At 67.9% G+C, this 17,303-nt stretch carries 15 protein-coding genes; 7 read left to right on the top strand and 8 right to left on the bottom strand.

The genetic code is table 11. From position 1 onward, the window contains the following. The first annotated feature begins 13 nt into the window (after nt 1–13). Genes B1L07_02465 through B1L07_02445 form a run of 5 tightly spaced genes read left to right on the top strand, consistent with a single transcriptional unit; the run spans nt 14 to nt 4,785 of the window. Nucleotides 14–973 (top strand): hypothetical protein, encoded by a 960-nt coding sequence (locus tag B1L07_02465; protein AUZ54179.1) that lies wholly within the window; start codon nt 14–16, stop codon nt 971–973. Continuing rightward, the gene (locus B1L07_02460; GenBank protein ID AUZ54178.1) at nt 970–1,557 is read left to right on the top strand and encodes a hypothetical protein; all 588 of its coding nucleotides are present in this window, start codon (nt 970–972) and stop codon (nt 1,555–1,557) included. Before B1L07_02465 ends, B1L07_02460 begins: the two co-directional genes overlap by 4 nt. Beyond that, nucleotides 1,554–2,048, top strand: a complete 495-nt coding sequence (locus tag B1L07_02455) for a hypothetical protein (protein AUZ54177.1) — start codon at nt 1,554–1,556, stop codon at nt 2,046–2,048. The genes B1L07_02460 and B1L07_02455 overlap by 4 nt, the downstream gene beginning before the upstream one ends. Beyond that, the gene (locus tag B1L07_02450; GenBank protein ID AUZ54176.1) at nt 2,045–4,240 is read left to right on the top strand and encodes a hypothetical protein; all 2,196 of its coding nucleotides are present in this window, start codon (nt 2,045–2,047) and stop codon (nt 4,238–4,240) included. Before B1L07_02455 ends, B1L07_02450 begins: the two co-directional genes overlap by 4 nt. 35 nt (nt 4,241–4,275) lie before the next feature. Then, nucleotides 4,276–4,785: a hypothetical protein gene (locus B1L07_02445; protein ID AUZ54175.1), complete on the top strand. Its 510-nt coding sequence runs from the start codon at nt 4,276–4,278 to the stop codon at nt 4,783–4,785. Between the two features lie 80 nt (nt 4,786–4,865). Here B1L07_02445 and B1L07_02440 read toward each other — a convergent pair whose 3' ends face one another. From B1L07_02440 to B1L07_02420, 5 genes are all read right to left on the bottom strand, one after another. Next, the gene (locus tag B1L07_02440) at nt 4,866–6,053 is read right to left on the bottom strand and encodes a cystathionine beta-lyase (GenBank protein AUZ54174.1); all 1,188 of its coding nucleotides are present in this window, start codon (nt 6,051–6,053) and stop codon (nt 4,866–4,868) included. 70 nt (nt 6,054–6,123) lie between these two features. Then, the gene (locus B1L07_02435; GenBank protein AUZ54173.1) at nt 6,124–7,494 is read right to left on the bottom strand and encodes a cystathionine beta-synthase; all 1,371 of its coding nucleotides are present in this window, start codon (nt 7,492–7,494) and stop codon (nt 6,124–6,126) included. A 186-nt stretch (nt 7,495–7,680) separates the two neighbouring features. Beyond that, on the bottom strand, nt 7,681–7,899 hold the full coding sequence (locus tag B1L07_02430) for a hypothetical protein (GenBank protein AUZ54172.1): 219 nt from the start codon (nt 7,897–7,899) through the stop codon (nt 7,681–7,683). 393 nt (nt 7,900–8,292) lie between these two features. Then, nucleotides 8,293–9,174, bottom strand: a complete 882-nt coding sequence (locus B1L07_02425; GenBank protein ID AUZ54171.1) for a hypothetical protein — start codon at nt 9,172–9,174, stop codon at nt 8,293–8,295. After that, on the bottom strand, nt 9,174–9,560 hold the full coding sequence (locus B1L07_02420; protein ID AUZ54170.1) for a hypothetical protein: 387 nt from the start codon (nt 9,558–9,560) through the stop codon (nt 9,174–9,176). The genes B1L07_02425 and B1L07_02420 overlap by 1 nt, the downstream gene beginning before the upstream one ends. A gap of 93 nt (nt 9,561–9,653) precedes the next feature. On the opposite strand from B1L07_02420, the gene B1L07_02415 reads away from it, so the two are divergent. Further along, on the top strand, nt 9,654–10,784 hold the full coding sequence (locus B1L07_02415) for a type IV pili twitching motility protein PilT (GenBank protein AUZ54169.1): 1,131 nt from the start codon (nt 9,654–9,656) through the stop codon (nt 10,782–10,784). Between the two features lie 81 nt (nt 10,785–10,865). Here the strand turns inward: B1L07_02415 and B1L07_02410 are convergent, their stop codons facing one another. Further along, nucleotides 10,866–11,522 (bottom strand): maleylacetoacetate isomerase, encoded by a 657-nt coding sequence (locus tag B1L07_02410; GenBank protein ID AUZ56420.1) that lies wholly within the window; start codon nt 11,520–11,522, stop codon nt 10,866–10,868. Nucleotides 11,523–11,665: 143 nt separating this feature from the next. Beyond that, nucleotides 11,666–12,655, bottom strand: coding sequence for a 2-keto-4-pentenoate hydratase (locus B1L07_02405; protein ID AUZ54168.1), 990 nt, complete (start codon nt 12,653–12,655; stop codon nt 11,666–11,668). Nucleotides 12,656–13,134: 479 nt separating this feature from the next. Between B1L07_02405 and B1L07_02400 the strand changes: the two genes are divergently transcribed. Next, nucleotides 13,135–14,547, top strand: a complete 1,413-nt coding sequence (locus B1L07_02400; GenBank protein AUZ54167.1) for an RNA helicase — start codon at nt 13,135–13,137, stop codon at nt 14,545–14,547. 75 nt (nt 14,548–14,622) lie between these two features. Here B1L07_02400 and B1L07_02395 read toward each other — a convergent pair whose 3' ends face one another. Next, entirely contained in the window at nt 14,623–17,187 is a 2,565-nt protein-coding gene (locus B1L07_02395) for a peptidase M14 (GenBank protein ID AUZ54166.1), read from the bottom strand. Nucleotides 17,188–17,303: the final 116 nt, after the last annotated feature.

Below are 17,303 nucleotides of genomic sequence, written 5' to 3'. Positions count from 1 at the left end.
GCTCTGCCTTTTCATGACCCTGGACGCGGGCAAGGCGCCAGCCAAGCAGCGCAAGGAGTTCGCAGCGCTCTCGGTACGCCGGGCCGCGCCGTTCCCCGATCCGGATTTCGATATCGCCTGGTCACCGGACGGCAGCGCCGCACTCTGGTACTGGTCGCGGGCCCGGGTCCATGCGCTCGCGGCCGCCGAGCCCGGCCGGCGCAAGCGGTTCGTGGCCGAGGCACTGTATGCCGGGTCCCCTCTGGAGCAGGGCATCGAACTGCTGCAGCTCGACGACGGGTTCGAGGCGCGCGCCTGGAAAGCCGGGCGGCTTTGCGCCAGCCGGTGGTGGCAGGGCTTGCCGTCAGCGGGGCAATGGCGCGACTTCGTGCGCGGTACCGGCCAGGCGCTGGAGCCCGCGCTGCCGCTCCCCGAGCCGCAGGCAGTCGCACTGGCCGAGGCGCCCTGGAACCGCCAGGCAACAGGAACCGACAAGCTGCAGCTGTCTGGTCTCGAACAATACCTGCCCAAGGCCGCTTTTGCGCTGGTCGCGGTGTTTGTGCTGGTTGCGGGCGCCCAGCTCGGCAGCATCGCGCGCGCGCAGGCGGACATCTGGCGCGCCCAGTCCACGGCCACCGACCTCGACGCCCCGCTCCAGCGCATCCTCGACGCACGCGACGCCGCCGACCAGGCTGTCGCCGAGATCGACAGCCTCCTTTCGCTTCATGGGCTGCGCCCGAGCACCTCGCTGATGGCCGAACTGGTCCGGCTGTTGCCGGGCAAGGAATGGCAGGTCCGGAAATGGAGCCAGCCGACGCCTGATACGCTTGAGGTGAACGTGATTGCGCCCGGGAGCAATCCCGAGACGCTGGTTTCCTCGCTGGAGGACTCCCCGATGTTCAAGGGCGTCACCGCAGAGCTGGGACGCAACAATGAACTGACGATCAAGGCGACGATCACCGCCGCCTCGAACGCAGGAAACGACACGCCATGAAGGCATTCGACAGCCAACTGCAGAATCTCAAGCGACAGGTCGAAGCCGCGCCCTGGCTGAAGTGGGCTGGGCTGGCCATCGTCCTGCTGCTGGCATTGTTCTGCCTGCAGGCCCTGGACGCGGTGCGCGTGGAGCGGCAGAAGGCTGCCATGGACGCCGAGCTGGACCTGCGCCGGATCATGTCGCTCAAAGGCCAGGACGTCTGGTTCGAGCGGCAAAAAAACGCCGTCGAACTGCGTGACACGCTCAAGGCGCAGTTGCCGGAAGTATCCACGCCGGGCATGGCCCAGGCCGCCCTGCAGAACTGGCTGCGCGGGCTTACTTCGGGATTCGGCAACGAGCAGAACGCCAACATCCGGATCAACCGCTCCGGCACCGTGGAAACCGTACCCGGCGTACTGAGGATCAATGCTTCGCTGAACGTCGCCGCTTCACCGCGGCAATCGCTCAACCTGCTGCGCCAGATCGAAAGCTCGAGCAACCTGGTCACCCTGGAAACGCTCACCCTGCAGAGCGACGACAGCAATACCCTGCACCTGACCCTGAACGCCTATTACCGGGTCACCGAGGGGGGTACGCCATGATCGCCCGCCGTCACTGGCCCTATCTCTATCTGGCAGGTGCGCTGCTGGCCGGCGTGTCGATAGGCGCGGCGTGGCCGCCGCCTCCGCTGCCCAAGGCGAGCGAACAGGGCAATGCCTGGAGCCTGCCGGCAATGGCGGATATCGCCCGTCACGTACCCCAGGACCTGGCCGTGGTCACCAGCGGCATGCGCTGGAAGGGCGATGTTGGCGGAACGCCCGGCGAACGCGCCGCCTGGCGCCTGGCGGGCACCGTCGATGAAGCCACCCCTGCGATCCTGGTGATGACGCCCGACAGCCCCGACAAGGTGAAGCGCATCGAGCTGGGCCAGGCGCTGCCCGACGGCAGCGTGCTGCACAAGGTGGATGGCGACAGGGCCATGACCAAGCGCGATGCCTGCATCGTCACGTATCAATTGTTCCAGAGCGAGGCCGTGGACATGTCCGAAGGCTGCGAGGAACCGGAAGCACCCGATCAAGGAATCCGTAAATGATGTCCCATCGCCGCCCTCTGATTGGCCTTGCCGCATTCGGCATCACGCTGTTGGCCGGCTGCGCCACGCCGCCGCCGGTGCGGGTGACCACTGGACTGGACGTGCCCCCCAAGGAGTCGATCAGTGCCGAGCATGAAATCAGCCCCCATATCGAACGTCCGCAGTCCCTGACGCAGACCGATACGCCGCGCATCGGCGACCTCGGCCCGGCGACCGCGGGAACGCAGATCCGGGACACGCTGCCGGCCATGAGCAGCACGCCGGTGAGCGTCAATGTGCAGAACGTCCCCGTGCCGGTATTCGCCAACGAGGTGTTTGGAAACCTGCTGGGTCTCAACATGACGATGACCCCGGATGTTTCCAAGCTGCAGGATCTGGTGACGCTCCGTACCGAGGCCAGGCAGAAGCCGGAGGATCTGTTCGTATTGACCCGCCAGTTGCTGGCTGAGTATGGCGTGTCGGTGGCGGTCGAAGGCAAGCTGGTCAAGCTCGCCACCGGCGCCACTGGCAGTTCGGTCGCGCCCCCGCTGATCATCAGCGGCCGCGCCTCTCCGCAGGTCCCCGCCTCGCACCGCCCGGTGTTCCAGCTGATCGAACTGGAAGTGGTGCGCAGCGGTGACGCGGTGCGCTGGCTGGGTACGCTGTTCGGCCAGGACATCAAGGTGCTGGACGAAGCCGGCCGCAACTCGATCATCGTCAGCGGCAAACCGGCACAGGTACAGCAGGCGGTGGAGGCGCTGCGCGTGTTCGACAGGCCGCTGATGCGCGGGCGCGTGAGCACGCGCCTGGAACCGGCCTTCATGAGCGCCGAGCAGCTGACCGACCGCCTGGTGGACGTGATGAACGTCCAGGGGTACGGCGCGAACCGTTCGATCGGCTCGCCCTCCAGCGTCATCGTGCTGCCGATCACCGCGGTCAATTCGGTGCTGGTCTTCGCCAACACCCAGGAAGCACTGGACTACGCGGTTTCGTGGGCACGCGAACTGGACAAGCCCAGCCGGCAGGCCGGCACCCAGTCCCTGTTCTACTACCAGGTAAAGAACACCAAGGCCGCCGACCTGGCCAAGATCCTGGGCGCGGGGAACAGTGCCGCACCCGCACCGGTCGAGCCACCGGCCGCCGGCGCCACCGGACAACCCGCCGCGGCAGCGCGCGGGCATGCGCAGAGCACGGGTTCGCTGCAGGTGGATGAGCCGCGCAACGCCCTCATCTACCAGGGCGAGCCGGCGCAGTGGGAGCGCATGCTGACCCTGGTGCGGCAGATGGACAAGGCCCCGCGCCAGGTGATGATCGAAGTGACGATCGCCGAAATCACCTTGAGCAACACGACCGACGTCGGCTTCAACTGGTTCGCCACCCACGGTTTCGGACGGTTCGACGGAAGCATCTGGTCCGGTGCCGGATCGGGCAGAACCGGCGCGCCGTCGGTCGGCACGGGCCTGACCTGGCTGCTGGACGTGGCCGGCCAGAACCGGGTCATGCTCAAGGCGATGGCGCAGGACAGCCGGGTCAACATCCTGTCCACCCCGCGCCTGCTGGTGAAGAGCGGCAGCGAGGCGTCGATGGATGTCGGCGACGAGATTCCCACCGTCTCGATGACCACGACATCCGGCCAGCAGACGGGCGGCAGCACCAACCTGCTGCAGTCCATCCAGTACCGCAAGACCGGCGTGCTGCTGAAGATCAAGCCGACGGTCTATTCGGACAACCGCGTCGACATCGACCTGACCCAGGAAGTAAGCAAGGCCAGTGACGAAGCCCCCTCGCAGTCCACCGCGGCCTCGGCGGCTTCGCCCACAATCCGGAACCGGGTGATCAACACCTCGTTGACGCTCAAGGACGGCCAGACGGTCGTCATGGGCGGACTGATGAGCAGCGACGACAGTGACGGCAACACCGGCGTGCCCCTGGTCAAGGACATCCCGCTGCTCGGCAACCTGTTCAAGAGCAGGAAAAAGGTGACGGAAAAGAAGGAACTGGTGCTGGTCATCGTTCCCTATATCGTCGAGAACGACGACCAGGCCACGGCGGTGAGCCAGGCCATCATCGATCGCCTGCAGTACCTGGATCTGGAACAAGCCCCGAGGACGCCGCCGGTGCCGGCGCCAGTTCCGACCCCTGCCCCCGCCCCCGCCGTCCTGCCGCCGCCCCAGAACACCACTTCCCCACAACCCACGGCATCCCAGCCATGAACAAGAAGACTCTCACAGCCGCATTTATCGCAGCCTTGGTGGTGACCGGCTGCGCCCGTCGCGAGGAAGAGCCGGAAACCCCGGCAAACGAGACCCCCGCCCCGATCTCGGAAGCCGAGGCCGAGAAGCTGGTCCCCAAGGCCACCATCGCCCCGGTGAACGTGCAGGTCACCCTGAGCCCGCAGGCCGAAGCCGTGCTCAAGGCAAAATCCGAGAAGGTACTGGTGGTGGCGACCTACTCGGGTGACCCGAGCGCCTCGGAACAGGCCCAGAAGATGGCGGATGCGTCCGGCATGATCAAGCTCGGCGAGAACAAGCAGACCCTCGATGGCGCCGGCTCGATTACCTTCCAGGACGACGTGATCGACAAGTCGCGTCTGGAATTCATCGTCGGCGAGGTACAGCTGACCGTGAACGTCACGTCTTCCAAGACCTCGACGCCGGACAATCTTCTCGCCTGTCCGTTCTACTGGAAGACGTTGGCCGAAGCCAGCCAGGAAAAGGTGCAGATCGCCTGCAAGGCGCTGTCCGAAGTGCAGCAATAATCCGCGGTCGGCACGCCACCCGGACATGAAAAAGGGGCTCCTGCGAGCCCCTTTTCCTTTTCCGGCAATGGCGTGGTTGCCTATGCCGCAAGAGCGGCTTCCAGATCCGCGCGCAGGTCCTCGACATCCTCCACGCCGACGCTCAGGCGCACCAGCGCGTCACTGATGCCCAGCTGCTGGCGGCGGACCGGCGGGATCGAGGCATGGGTCATTACCGCGGGATGGTTGACCAGGCTTTCCACGCCACCGAGGGATTCGGCCAGGGTGAACAGCTGGGTGCGCTCGCAGAAGCGCTTCGCCGTCTCGAAGCCGCCCTTGAGCACGACCGAGACAATGCCGCCGAAGCCGCTCATCTGCGCCGACGCCAGCGCATGCTGCGGGTGCGACGCCAGGCCCGGATAGATGACCTTCTCCACGGCCGGGTGCGTTTCCAGCCATTGGGCCAGCGCCAGTGCGTTGGCGCAGTGGGCCTTCATCCGCAGCGGCAGCGTCTTCAGCCCGCGCAGCGCCAGGAAGCTGTCGAACGGGCCCTGCACGCCACCCACCGAGTTCTGCAGGAAGGCCATCTGCTCGGCCAGTTCGGCGTTGTCACCGACCACGACCATGCCACCGACCATGTCCGAGTGGCCGTTGAGGTACTTGGTGGCCGAGTGCACCACGATGTCCGCACCCAACTGCAGCGGGCGCTGCAGCATCGGCGAGGCGAAGGTGTTGTCGACCACCACGATCAGCCCATGACGCCGTGCGATGGCCGCGACCGCGGCGATGTCCACGATCTTCAGCATCGGGTTGGTCGGCGTCTCGATCCACACCATTTTCGTCTTCGGCGTGATCGCCGCCGCCAGCGCGGCCGGGTCGGTCAGGTCGACGAAGCTGAAATCCAGCCCTGCCGTGCGCCGGCGCACGCGCTCGAACAGGCGGAAGCTGCCGCCGTAGATGTCATCCATCGCCACCACGTGGCTGCCGGCATCGAGCAGCTCGATCACCGTCGAGGTCGCGGCCATGCCCGAGGCGAACGCGTAGCCGCGGCTGCCGCCTTCCAGCGCGGCCACGCAGCGCTCATAGGCGAAACGGGTGGGATTGTGGGTGCGCGAGTATTCGAAGCCCTGGTGCACGCCCGGGCTGGACTGCGCGTAGGTCGAGGTCGCATAGATCGGCGGCATCACCGCGCCGGTACTCGGGTCCGGCGACTGGCCGCCGTGGATGGCCAGGGTGGCGAGCGACAGGCTGCGCTCGCCGCCATCGCCGCGTGGGTGCTGATCCGTCATGGTGCTTTCCGGCTGGTAAGGGGGGAAATTCTACGGGGACGACCTGAACCGGCCGTTCCGGCTGCCGCGCTCACTGCACCCGCCGCCGCAGGTAGTTCAGCAGGTCGATGCGGGTGATCAGGCCGAGGAAGTCGTTGCCGTCCATGATGATGGCGACCTGGCCACGGTCGAATACCGGCAGCAGCGCCTCGATCGGCGACTTCACGTCCAGCCGGTCGAGCTTGCTGACCATGGCGATGGCCACCGGATCGCGGAACCGCGCTTCGTCGCCGTAGACATGCAGCAGCACGTCGCTCTCGTCGATGATGCCGACCAGGCGGTCGCCATCCATCACCGGCAGCTGCGAGACGTCGTACAGCTTCATGCGCTGGTAGGCGGTGGTCAGCAGGTCGTTGGGGCCGACCACCACGGTGTCGCGCTGGCTGTACGGGCGCAGGATCAGGTCGCGCAGGTCGCCGTAGCGCGGGCGCTCGAGGAAACCGTTGTCCAGCATCCAGTAGTCGTTGTACATCTTCGACAGGTACTTGTTGCCGGTATCGCATACCAGCACCAGCACCTTCTTCGGGGTGGTCTGCTCGCGGCAGTACTTCAGCGCCGCCGCCAGCAGGGTGCCGGTGGAGGAACCGCCGAGGATGCCTTCCTTGCCCAGCAGTTCGCGTGCGGTGTGGAAGCTCTCCGCGTCGCTGATTGCATAGGCCTTGCTGACCCGGCTGAAATCGGAGATCGACGGCAGGAAATCCTCGCCGATGCCTTCCACCAGCCACGAGCCCGACTTCTCGTTGAGCGTGCCCTCGTTGATGTACTCGGCCAGGATCGAGCCGACCGGGTCGGCCAGCACCAGTTCGGTCTTCGGCGACAGCCGGGCGAAGGCGCGCGACAGCCCGGTCATGGTGCCGGAACTGCCGCAGCCGAACACGATGGCGTCCAGGTCGCCGTCCATCTGTTCGAGGATCTCCGGGCCGGTGCCGAATTCGTGCGCGGCCGGATTGTCGGGGTTGCCGAACTGGTTGACGAAATAGGCACCCGGGGTGCGCTCGGCGATGGTCTTGGCCAGGTCCTGGTAGTACTCGGGGTGGCCCTTGGCCACGTCCGAGCGGGTCAGCACCACTTCGGCGCCCATCGCCTTGAGGTTGAAGATCTTCTCCCGGCTCATCTTGTCCGGGACCACCAGGATCAGCTTGTAGCCCTTCTGCTGGGCCACCAGCGCCAGGCCCAGCCCGGTATTGCCGGCGGTGCCTTCCACCAGTGTCGCGCCCGGCTTGAGGTCGCCGCGCTTCTCCGCCGCCTCGATCATCGACAGGCCGATGCGGTCCTTGATGGAGCCGCCCGGGTTGGCGCTTTCGAGCTTGAGATAGAGCTCGCAGACACCGGCATCCAGGCGCTGGGCCTTGATGATCGGCGTGCGCCCGATGAGTTCGAGTACGGAGGAGTGGATTGCCATCGATATGCTTGGGATCGCGCCGCGCCGCGGCCGGAGCCCGATTATCCGATGGATATGCGCGAAAGTCAGGCGACGATCGGTTGTTGGATCATTGCCAGCGCGCCTTTGCGCAAGCGACGCGGGCAAGGGCGGCCGACGAGGAGGCCGCCCTTGCCCGCGACGGAAAGTTTTCAGCGTGGGGAAGGTTCAGTTGAGCCGGTTTTCATACATCCGCAGCAGTTTCTGCTTGGCCAGCAGCTTTTCGCGTTTCATCTGCCCCAGGGTCACATCGTCGATGGGAAGTACTCCCAGTTCCGCATCCATGCATTTCTTGTTCAGCTTCTGGTGCTGCTGATAGAGCTGCTTGAACTCGGGGTTGACCTTGATCAACGCGTCGATCTCACTCTGCGGCTGCCCTTCGAACATGACTACCTCCTACATGCGGAAACACGAACGCCCCGGCCTTGCGGCACGGGGCGCTCTGGGATGGAGGTCCGGACGGGGCACGGCCGAACCCGAGGCCGCATTCCGGCGCACTGCCCGGAAGCTGTCTGCTACTGGTTCGCGCCACGGTTGCACTGGCCCGGTCCTCCGCTGTCCGGGCGACGAAAATGCCGCCCGGACAATTGACCCTACGCCTGAAAAATAGTTCCGGCAAGCGCGCTGGATGGAGTCTGAAAAGGTTCAGCAACGGGCGCACATTCAGCGGCGACGGCGGCGCCGCGCCGTGGCCGGTAGCGGATACCGGGGGACCACAAGCAGTAGTGCCGGAGCGGGGTGGGACCCCACTCCATGGGTGCCGGCGGCGCCGTCAGGACATCACGGCGCGACGATCACCTCGGCGGAGCGGGCGCGGGTGGCGGCCGCCTTCTTGCCGCTGGCCTGGATGCGGTTGGCGCCGACACCGGCCGCCACCAGGGCGTCCTTCAGCGCCTGCGCGCGGCGCTGGCCGACCCCGTTGGCGCTGTCGTACCCCTCGATGGTCACCCGCCCCTTCCTGCCGATGTTCAGGTACTCGGCCAATGCCTTGAGCTGGTCGCGCGCGGCAGCCGACGGGGTCGCCTGGCCGGCGGCGAAGGCGTCGCCGGCCAGGGTGAACACCTCGCCGCGATTGTCGAACCTGGACGGCGGCAGCTTCTTGCCGGAGACCAGTTCGGCTTCCTCGCGGGCCAGCCTGGCGGCGTTCTGCTGGGCCGAGCTGACCCGCGCGGCCTGCTTGCCGGCCACGCTGGTCAGCGCTGCTTCGGCGTCCTGGCGGGCCAGGGTCTCGGCCTCGGCCGCCTGGCGCAGGCGCTCGGCTTCCTCGGCCTGGATCTGCGCCTGCACCCGCAGCCGCTCCGCCTCCTGGCGGGCACGGGCGGCCTCGCGCCGGCTGGCCTCGACCAGCAGCTCGCTGCGGGTGCGTTCGAGCTGGTCGACCTCGCGGCGGGCGGCTTCAGCGCGGGCGCTGGCCTCGGCGATCGCCACCCGGCGCTCGGCCAGGTAGCGCGCCTGGTCCAGTTCCTTGCGCTTGGCCTTGGCCAGCACGGCGATCGCCTGCTGCGCCTGCAGGCGCTCCAACGCCGCCAGGTCGGTGGTGCGCGCGTCGGCCTGCAGGCTGACCAGGCGCTGGTTCAACATCGCCACCGCCGGATCCTCGGCCGCGGCGACGAGCAGCGGCGCGGCCAGCAGGCCGGCCACGAGCAGGATGCGGATGCCCATCAGTGTCCCTCCCCGGTCGCCAGCTGGCGTTGCAGGCGCTCCACCTCGGCCCTGCGCTGGGCGAGCATGGCCAGCGCCACCGCCTCCTCGCTCTGGGCCCGCGCCAGGTCGGCGTCGACCGCGGCACGCTGCGCCAGCAGGGGCGCCTGCTTGCGCTCGCGGCGGTCGCCGGCCGCGCGCTGGGCCTGTTCCAGCTGCTGCCGCGCCAGGGCGATGGTGTCCGGTGCGTACTGGTCGGCATCGGCGCGGTCGGCGCGTTCCAGCGCCTGCTGCGCGGCAAGCAGGTCGGCCGCGGCCGGATCCTGCGCCATGGCGCTGGCGCAGAGCGCAGATGCGCACGCGGTCACATACAGGAGACGTCGTAAGTGTGCGAAGCTAGGTTTCATTGGGGAGCCGTCGCGGAAAGTTGAGCACGGCCATTGTCGTCAAGGCCGCCGCGTGCTTGCAACGTTGGGCGGCGAATGCCTGGGGAATCATCCATGGATATCGGCTATTTCCTGAAGCTGATGACCGAAAAGAACGCATCGGACATGTTCCTGACCACGGGGGCGCCGGTGCACATCAAGATCGAGGGCAAGCTGTACCCCCTGGGCAATACCGGGCTGCCGCCGGGCATGGTCAAGAAGATCGCCTACTCGCTGATGGACGAGGGCCAGGTGCCGCAGTTCGAGCGCGACCTGGAGCTGAACATGGCCATCGCACTGGCCGATGTGGGGCGGTTCCGGGTGAACGTGTTCAAGCAGCGCGGCGAAGTGGGCATGGTCATCCGCGCGATCAAGAACCGGATCCCCTCGATCGAGGAGCTGAAGCTGCCGGACGTGCTCAAGGACGTGATCATGACCCCGCGCGGGCTGGTGCTGGTGGTCGGCTCCACCGGTTCGGGCAAGTCCACCTCGCTGGCGTCGATGATCGACCACCGCAACGCCACCACCACCGGGCACATCCTCACCATCGAGGATCCGATCGAATTCCTGCACCGGCACAAGCAGTCCATCGTCAACCAGCGCGAGGTCGGGCTGGACACCCACGCCTTCCACAACGCGCTGAAGAACGCGATGCGCGAGGCGCCGGACGTGATCCTGATCGGCGAGATCCTCGACGCCGAGACCATGGAGGCGGCCATCGCCTTCGCCGAGACCGGCCACCTGTGCCTGGCCACGCTGCACTCCAACAACGCCGACCAGACCATCGAGCGCATCCTCAACTTCTTCCCCGAGAGCGCGCACCGCAACGTGCTGATGAACCTGTCGCTGAACCTGCGCGCGGTGATCAGCCAGCGCCTGGTCAAGGGCACCGACGGCCGCCGCCGGCCCGCGACCGAGGTGCTGATCAACACCCCGATGATCCGCGACCTGCTGCGCCGCGGCCAGGTGCACGAGATCAAGCAGGCCATGGAGCAGTCGCTCGAAGAGGGCATGCACAGCTTCGACCAGTGCCTGTTCCGGCTGGCCAAGGACGGCGTGATCGAGCAGGAGGAGGCGCTGCGCGCGGCCGATTCGCGCGATGGCCTGGCGCTCAAGTTCCGGCTGTCCGAGGGCGCCAGCGGCGAGCACGACCCCTATGCGGATTTCTCGGCGGCGGCACCGGCGTCGATCACCCACGGGTTCTGAGGCGCGGCGCAGCACTGGCCCTCCACGAAGCCCCGCCGCGGCGGGGCTTTTTCGTGCTTCCGCTGTTGCCGTGAAGCGGTGTCAGGCCGCGTCCGGCTGGTTCTCCGGCCGGGCGGCATCGAAGGCCGGCAGCGCCAGGCAGGCGGCTTCGATCCGCCGCAGGGTCGGGAAGGCGTCCAGGTCCAGGCGGAAGCGGCGCGCGTTGTACAGCTGCGGCACCAGGCAGCAATCGGCCAGCCCGGGCGCGTCGCCATGGCAGAAGCGGCCGGTCTGCGCCGCGCCCGCCAGGGTCGTTTCCAGCGCCGAAAGGCCGGTGCGCATCCAGTGCAGGATCCAGTCGTCGCGCTCGGACTGCGGTACGTGCCATTCCTGGTCGAAGAACTGCAGCACGCGCAGGTTGTTGAGCGGATGGATGTCGCAGGCCACCAGCTGCGCCAGCGCGCGCACCCGGGCGCGGTCGCCCGCTGCCGCCGGCAACAGCGCCGGCTGCGGGTGGGTTTCTTCCAGGTACTCGAGGATCGCCAGCGACTGCGTCAGCACGCGTTCGCCATCGCACAGCGTCGGCACCAGCTCCTGCGGGTTGAGCGCGGCGTAGGCCGGGGCGTGCTGCTGGCCGCCGTCGCGCACCAGGTGGACCGGCACGGTCGCGTACTCCAGCCCTTTCAGGTTCAGGCCGATGCGTACCCGGTAGGCGGCGCTGGAGCGCCAGTAGCTGTAGAGCGTCAATCCCTGTTGCATGTCCGTTTCCTTGTGCCTGCAGGCCACCATACCCGGCGGCGACGGGAGCGCCCGCGCCGCCGGTCGGTCCATCGTGCCGCCGGCCGGGAAGCCGCCGCCGCTGCCGTGGGCGTCTTTCCGCGGACCGACGGGCCGTGCCGCCGTCAGGGCCGCGCGGCCTGCTCGATGCGCTGCTCGATGGCGCCGAAGATGCTGTTGCCGGCGCGGTCGAACATTTCGATCCGCACCACGTCGCCGAAGCGCATGAACGGCGTCGACGGCTTGCCGTCGCGCAGCGTCTCCACGGTACGGCGCTCGGCGAAGCAGGACGCGCCCAGCGCGGTGTCCTCGTTGGCGATGGTGCCCGAGCCGACGATGGCGCCGGCCGACAGCGGACGGGTCTTGGCCGCGTGCGCGATCAGCTGGGCGAAATCGAACTGCATGTCCACGCCGGCTTCCGGGGCGCCGAACCATTCGCCGTTGATGTGGGTCACCAGCGGCAGGTGGACCTTGCTGCCCTGCCACGCCTCGCCGAGCTCATCGGGGGTGACGAATACCGGGCTCAGTGCCGAACGCGGCTTGGACTGCAGGAAGCCGAAGCCCTTGGCCAGTTCGGCCGGGATCAGGTTGCGCAGGCTGACGTCGTTGACCAGGCCGACCAGCTGGATGTGGCCGGCGGCCTGCTCCGGCGTCACCGCCATCGGCACGTCGTCGGTGATGACCACGATTTCGGCCTCCAGGTCGATGCCGTAGTCCTCGCTGACCACCTTGACCGCATCGCGCGGGCCGTAGAAGCCGGCACTGGTCGCCTGGTACATCAGCGGATCGGTGTAGAAGGTCTCCGGAACCTCGGCGCCACGCGCCTTGCGTACCCGCGCCACGTGCGGCAGGTAGGCGCTGCCATCGACGAACTCGTAGGCGCGCGGCAGCGGCGCGGCCAGCGCCTGCATGTCCAGGTCGAACACGCCATCGGCATCGCCATGGTTGAGCGACTCGGACAGCGCGTTCAACCGCGGCGCGACGTTGGACCAGTCCTCCAGCGCCTGCTGCAGGGTGGCGGCGATGCCGGTGGCGCGCACGGCGCGGGCCAGGTCACGCGAGACCACGATCAGGGTGCCGTCGCGGCCACCTTCCTTCAGGGAACCAAGCTTCATCGGAGCGTCCAGTCCAGGGGCGGGAAACAAGTTTCGATTGTAACGAATAGTCCGGCGGCGACCAGCGCCGCGCGGGCGGCGCCGGCAATCCACCCGATCACGCGCCGCGAGGGCGCCGCCGCGACCGGAGACGGTACCGCGCCCTGCCAGCCGACCGGGAGCCCGCGTCACCCGACCGTACCTGAACAGGGATTTTTGTGCCGTTCCCGAACATCCCTTAGACTATCGCGGTCTGCCAGCGGCCGTCCGTTTCCCTTCCGGGACCGCCGGCGGCGCAGGACCGCAGGCCTCGTCGCCCGGTCCGCCCGCCCGCCCCCATTCCGACGCCTTTCGTCTCGCATTCCGGCCAGCGCGCCTTGCGCTGGTCGCACCCATGATCTCGCAGCGCGGTTTTACGGGAACGCTCCGAGCCGACCGGTCGCCACGACCGGCAGCGCAGGCCCATCCGGGCCGGCGCTTCCCCATATTGCGGAGTTTCCATGTCGTTCGAAGATCTGGGCCTTGCGCCCTTCCTGCTGCGCGCGCTCGCCGAGCAGGGTTACGAAAACCCCACCCCGATCCAGCAGCAGGCCATCCCCCTTGTGCTGCAGGGCCACGACCTGCTGGCCGGCGCGCAGACCGGTACCGGCAAGACCGCCGCGTTCGGCCTGCCGCTGCTGCAGCACCTGGCCACCTCGGCGCAGGAAGTGCGCAGCGGCCCGCGCCGGCCGCGCGCGCTGATCCTGACCCCCACCCGCGAACTGGCCACCCAGGTGCATGACAGCCTGCGCGGCTACAGCAAGTACCTGCGCATCCCCAGCACCTGCATCTACGGCGGCGTCGGCATGGGCAACCAGTTGGACGTCCTGCGCCGTGGCGTGGACCTGCTGGTGGCCTGCCCGGGCCGCCTGATCGACCACCTGGAGCGCCGCAGCATCGATCTGTCCGGCATCGAGGTGCTGGTGCTGGACGAGGCCGACCGCATGCTCGACATGGGCTTCCTGCCCTCGATCAAGCGCATCCTGGCCAAGCTGCCCAAGCAGAACCGGCAGACCCTGCTGTTCTCGGCCACCTTCGCCGACCCGATCAAGCAGCTGGCGCTGGAGTTCATGCGCAATCCGCGCGAAGTCATGGTGACCCCGCGCAACACCGTGGCCGAAACCATCGCCCACCGCGTGCACCCGGTCGACGCCGGGCGCAAGCGCGAACTGCTGCTGCACCTGTTGAGCGCCGATTCGCGCGAGCAGACCCTGGTGTTCGCCAAGACCAAGCACGGCAGCGACAAGCTGGCCACGTTCCTGGACAAGTCCGGCATCAAGACCGCGGCGATCCACGGCAACAAGAGCCAGAGCCAGCGCCTGCGCGCACTGGGCGACTTCAAGGCCGGCCGCGTCACCGTGCTGGTGGCCACCGACATCGCCGCGCGCGGCATCGACATCAACGAGCTGCCCAAGGTCATCAACTACGACCTGCCGATGGTGGCCGAGGATTACGTGCACCGCATCGGCCGCACCGGCCGCAACGGTGCCAGCGGCCAGGCGGTTTCGCTGGTGGCGCAGGAAGATGCCAAGTACCTGCGCCAGATCGTGCGCCTGCTGGACCGCGACATGGATATCCGCGACGTGCCGGGCTTCGAGCCGAACACGCCGATCCGCTGGGGCAACAGCGCCCCGGGCAAGGCCGAGCAGCCCGGCGGCGAGCGTCCGCCGCGCCGTGGCAGTGGCGGCCATGGCCCGCGCCGGTCCAATGGCGATGCACCGCGTGGTGGCCGCGGCGGCCAGCAGAAGCCGGGCGGCCAGCGCAATGCGGGCAGCGGCCAGCAGCGGCGCGACGGACACCCCGGCGGTGGCCAGCGGCGCGGTGGTGGCCGGGGCAGAGCCGTACCACGGCCTGATTCCGGGCTGCCGGTTTGAGGTAACTGAAAAGCCGACGCGCTGCGTCGGCTTTTTCTTTGCTGCGGTGTTCTGGACGCCAACCTCCCCGCCGCGTCACTCCCCGCGCTGTTTCGGCGTGTTGAGGTGGTTGCCCTGCAGCAGCGCATTGAGCAGCAGGCGCTCGGTGCCATGCCAGTACTTGCGGTGCGCCGGGTCGTCGGCGAACAGCACCACGTTGCCGCTGCCGCTCGGCACCACCTGCAGATAGCTGGAGCCGGCCACGCGGGCGCGGTTGGCATCGGACAGGTAGCCGTTCACCACCGGCTGGCGGTCGATGTTGACCACATTGAGAAAAGCGTTCTTCCCCGGCTCGAACACCAGCCCGCTCTCCTTGTTCACCCAGATCCGCCGCTGCTGCACGCCGAACCCCAGCGGATGGGTGGGATCGATATCGGCACTGAGGATGTTGCCGCTGACCCGGCCCAGCGCGAACACGTCGCGCACCGTGCCCAAATCCAGCCGCTGGCCTTCCTCACCCTTGCCGTCCCCGCGCAGCTTGGCCTCGACCAGGCCCTTGTCGATCGCCCAGCGCGCGCCGCTGCCGTACACCACCAGCGAGCCGCCGGCGGCGATCCAGCGCTTGAGCGCCGTCACGCCCGCCTCGCCGACCGTGCCGTAGCTGCCAGCGGACAGCACGATGGAGGTGTAGCGCGACAGGTCCACGCTCGCCAGTTGTGCGGGATCGAGCTTGCTCGCAGGCAGGCCCAGCGCGGTATCCAGTGCAAACCAGGCCGAGCCGATCTCGGTGGCCGAGACCCCCTCGCCCATCACCAGCGCGATGCTCGGCGCACGCAGCACACGCACGTTGTCGCTGCCCAGGTCGATGCCACTGGCGGTACGGCCGCTGTCCAGTGCATGCACGGTGACGCCCGCCTCCTGCGCACGCGCCAGCACCCGGGCCTGCAACGCCCCGGCATCCAGCGCCTGCCCGGCAACCGGGATCACCACCGCGCCATGGCCGAACGCCACCTCACCGGCAGCGGTGGCGGCGGTAAACGGCTGGTGCGCGGTGCGCACGCGCACGTCGTCCCGCAGCAGGCCACCCAGCAGGCGGTAACTGCCGAAGTCGCGCGGATCGGCCACATAGGCGAAGCCGGCACGTCCGCCATGGATACCGCCCTGTGCCGCCGGCGCCGCTTCCACTTTCGCGCCCGTCGGCAACGCCCCGCGACTGGCGGCATAACGCAGGCCATAGGCCGGCGCGACCGCGTAGGAGGTGCCGCTGTAGAACACATCCCCCTTCACCGGCGGGGTGAATTCGAAAATCGCATGGGCAAGACGGAACTGCGGCTGCCGCACCGGCACCACATAGGCCGAACCGGCGCGGAAGCGCTTGCCATCGACTTCGACATCACGCGCCAGCGCATGCACCTGGATGCGGTGCTGCAACAACAGGGCAAGCAGCCTGCGGGTGAGGGTCGCATCGGCGGCATCGCCGAACACCCAGTCGCGTACCGGGTAGGCGGCCGCCTGGGCCAGGGCACTGCGGAAGAACGCCTTCTGCAGGACGAACAGGCGCATGCGGTCCTCCACCGCGCCGCGCACGCTGGCAAGGCCGGTGGCCACCTGGTTGCGGATGGTGAAGTCGAAATGCAGCGGCCCGTTCACCGACTCCTGCACACGTCCACGCGAGCTGGCCTGCTCCACGGTCACGCCGACCGCGCCATGGAAGTCCGGGTACGTGGAGCCATAGATCGGCGAGAAGTTGTCGAAGTTCTCGCCGGTGTAGTACAGCGAACCCAGCGCGTCCAGCGCCTGCGCGTGGAAGCGCGCCAGCCAGTGGTTGGCCTCGTACGAGGACCTGGGCAGCAGGGGGCTTTCCATGCTCTTCGGCGAGGGCTCGAAGTAATAGGTGCTGTCCTTGCCCATCTCGTGGAAGTCGATCTGGATGTTTGGGTACCAGCGATGGAACTGCGCCACCTTGGGCCAGCTGTCGGCCTGCGCCAGCGCCAGCCAGTCGCGGTTGAGATCGGTGAAGTAGTGATTGACCCGCCCCGTGGGGAACGGTTCGACATGCTCCCTGTCGGCGGGGTCCGCCGAGGGCGGGCGCGAACCCCAGGCGTTGTGCCAGTTGCCGGCGCGGTCGCGGCCGTCCGGGTTCTGCGCCGGGTCGATCACCACCACCGCATTCTCCAGCCAGCCCGCGGTTTCGGCATCCTGGTTGGCGGCAAGGTAGTAGGCGGTGAGCATTGCCGCCTCTCCACTGGAGGTTTCATTGCCATGCACGCTGTAGCCCAGCCACACCACCGAAGGCGCGTCATCGCCGGGCAGCGGTTGCGCAGGGTCGACCAGCGCCTGCCACTGCGCGGCGATCTGCGCGCTGCGTGCGTGGTTTCGCGGCGAGGTAATGGTCACCAGCAGCAGCGGGCGCTGTTCGTAGCTCTGGCCGATCACCTCCACCCTGACCCGGTCGGAGACGCGCGCCAGTTCGTTGAAGTACGCCACCAGCCGGTCATGCCGCGTGTAATGGCTGCCGATGTCGTAGCCAAGGAACTGCTGCGGCGATGGCACCCGTGCATCGAACTGCCGCGCGGCGGGAAAGTAGTAGCTGTTCTGGGCGAAGGCGGGCATGGCACCGATTGCCAGCAGCAGGGCCAGGGCGAGAAAACGGAATGACATGGATCGGAACTCCCGTTGCACGGCCTGCCGACGGGCCGCCGTTGCGGACTCTTCGTGATGTGCCCATTCGACGGATGGGCCTGGCCCCGCTCCTTGGCACAGGAGCGGGGCTCCAA

Origin of the sequence: Stenotrophomonas acidaminiphila, assembly GCA_002951995.1 — a bacterium.
Lineage (GTDB): Bacteria > Pseudomonadota > Gammaproteobacteria > Xanthomonadales > Xanthomonadaceae > Stenotrophomonas > Stenotrophomonas acidaminiphila_A.
The sequence above is the reverse complement of the archived record's forward strand: the minus strand, read 5'-3'. Positions and strand labels throughout refer to the sequence as shown.

What these genes read in the sequence shown, in the direction of transcription:
- B1L07_02455 (AUZ54177.1), top strand. Translation starts at nt 1,554, where the DNA reads ATGATCGCCCGCCGTCACTGGCCCTATCTCTATCTGGCAGGTGCGCTG.
- B1L07_02440 (AUZ54174.1), bottom strand. Translation starts at nt 6,053, where the DNA reads ATGACGGATCAGCACCCACGCGGCGATGGCGGCGAGCGCAGCCTGTCG.
- B1L07_02435 (AUZ54173.1), bottom strand. Translation starts at nt 7,494, where the DNA reads ATGGCAATCCACTCCTCCGTACTCGAACTCATCGGGCGCACGCCGATC.
- B1L07_02415 (AUZ54169.1), top strand. Translation starts at nt 9,654, where the DNA reads ATGGATATCGGCTATTTCCTGAAGCTGATGACCGAAAAGAACGCATCG.
- B1L07_02465 (AUZ54179.1), top strand. Translation starts at nt 14, where the DNA reads ATGACCCTGGACGCGGGCAAGGCGCCAGCCAAGCAGCGCAAGGAGTTC.
- B1L07_02410 (AUZ56420.1), bottom strand. Translation starts at nt 11,522, where the DNA reads ATGCAACAGGGATTGACGCTCTACAGCTACTGGCGCTCCAGCGCCGCC.
- B1L07_02430 (AUZ54172.1), bottom strand. Translation starts at nt 7,899, where the DNA reads ATGTTCGAAGGGCAGCCGCAGAGTGAGATCGACGCGTTGATCAAGGTC.
- B1L07_02460 (AUZ54178.1), top strand. Translation starts at nt 970, where the DNA reads ATGAAGGCATTCGACAGCCAACTGCAGAATCTCAAGCGACAGGTCGAA.
- B1L07_02420 (AUZ54170.1), bottom strand. Translation starts at nt 9,560, where the DNA reads ATGAAACCTAGCTTCGCACACTTACGACGTCTCCTGTATGTGACCGCG.
- B1L07_02395 (AUZ54166.1), bottom strand. Translation starts at nt 17,187, where the DNA reads ATGTCATTCCGTTTTCTCGCCCTGGCCCTGCTGCTGGCAATCGGTGCC.
- B1L07_02425 (AUZ54171.1), bottom strand. Translation starts at nt 9,174, where the DNA reads ATGGGCATCCGCATCCTGCTCGTGGCCGGCCTGCTGGCCGCGCCGCTG.
- B1L07_02450 (AUZ54176.1), top strand. Translation starts at nt 2,045, where the DNA reads ATGATGTCCCATCGCCGCCCTCTGATTGGCCTTGCCGCATTCGGCATC.
- B1L07_02405 (AUZ54168.1), bottom strand. Translation starts at nt 12,655, where the DNA reads ATGAAGCTTGGTTCCCTGAAGGAAGGTGGCCGCGACGGCACCCTGATC.
- B1L07_02400 (AUZ54167.1), top strand. Translation starts at nt 13,135, where the DNA reads ATGTCGTTCGAAGATCTGGGCCTTGCGCCCTTCCTGCTGCGCGCGCTC.